This is a genomic window from Aliiruegeria lutimaris, from assembly GCF_900099935.1.
GTDB classification, from domain to species: Bacteria; Pseudomonadota; Alphaproteobacteria; order Rhodobacterales; family Rhodobacteraceae; genus Tropicimonas; species Tropicimonas lutimaris.
The window spans coordinates 1-1,369 of the sequence record NZ_FNEK01000186.1 but is presented as its reverse complement, the minus strand read 5'-3'; the positions used below and the strand labels follow the sequence as shown (position 1 = coordinate 1,369).

At 53.3% G+C, this 1,369-nt stretch carries 1 protein-coding gene; it reads right to left on the bottom strand.

The genetic code is table 11. The annotated features are described in order from the left end of the window. Positions 1 to 132: 132 nt before the first annotated feature. Positions 133 to 1,257, bottom strand: a complete 1,125-nt coding sequence (locus tag BLR85_RS28295; protein ID WP_170844830.1) for a glycosyltransferase family 4 protein — start codon at positions 1,255 to 1,257, stop codon at positions 133 to 135. Positions 1,258 to 1,369: the final 112 nt, after the last annotated feature.

Below are 1,369 nucleotides of genomic sequence, written 5' to 3'. Positions count from 1 at the left end.
AGGCTATGAGGCCGATTAAACGCGACACGCTCTAGAACTCCTGCAGGCCAAGAAGCGGCAACTGCAATCGGCGTCCAGCTCTGTGGAAATGACTCACCACCGCATAACTTCACGTGAACAACAATCGGAAACCTACTTAGTGGATCGATTGGTCATGGCATCAGATCTGATAGTGCTGCAATACCAGCGGATGAAGCGCGGCATTGCCGCATAGGATATTAAGAACAAGAAACCAAAACCGACGACTGCCGCAAAGGACATGATCTTCTGGTCCCAGTACATCACCCCACATATCGGCGGCGCGATGGTGAAAGGTGCCAGCACCAAGGTGCTCAGCGGATTTGCGATCTTTCGCCTCTTGCGTCCAAGAAAACAGATCTCCAGAGTGCGCATCACTATCTGGTGCATGTGTAACTTGTCTGGTGCCATCGCGTCCGCGTTCCGGCGTGATCGCCGATAGATCGCAAGTAACGTATCAGCAACCGGCAAGAACAGTACAAGCAGGATCGCCCATGGCGACACCTCAGGGGCATTGAGCAAGATGGCAATCCCATACCAGCTCAAAACAAACCCCAGCGTATATGCGCCCGCATCGCCCAGGAAGATCAGACCGCTTGGAAAATTCAAGACAAAGAAACCAAGAATGCCCGCCGCCAGCATGATCGCAAGGTGGCCCATCACGAAAAATTCTGCCAGATCAGCAATGATGGTCATCGCTACCGCAGAAATGATTGCCGCCATTGACGCAAGTCCGTTGACCCCGTCAATCAGATTAAAGCCATTTGCAATACCTGCTGTCACCAGCACTGTAAGCGGAATGCCAACAGCCCAATGGTTAATCACAGCATCCAAACCTGGAATATCGGCTCTCGGCAGCCACACACCAAGATACGATATGACCAACAGGCTGGCGCCCGCCGCCGCAAGCAGGCGTTTGCGCGGCGAAACGTGAAATCCGAGATCCTCAAACAGTCCCACCATGAAGAGCAACCCGGCTGCGATGACAAACTTACCATATTGTTCCGAGATCGACATCGGCGCGAACAATTCGCTAAGAGCAAGGGTACCAAAGATCGCAAGACCGCCAACGCGAGGCGTCTGCCGCGAATGCACGGTTTGCACCACGTTCAGGTCATGGACACGACCGCTCAGTCTCGGGAGTCGGTCTTTGATCAGAACGATCACCGCACAGATACAAAACGAAACAACTACCAGCACCAATAGGTGCCATCCGAAATACGAGCTAATCTGGCGCACCAATATCATCCCTGCAGACTAGTCACCCGAATCTAAAGTTCGCCGCATAGGGTTTGGGTTCGCTGGCAGAACCGCTTGACCGATGCGAGGATTTCATCGGCGGACTTGACCC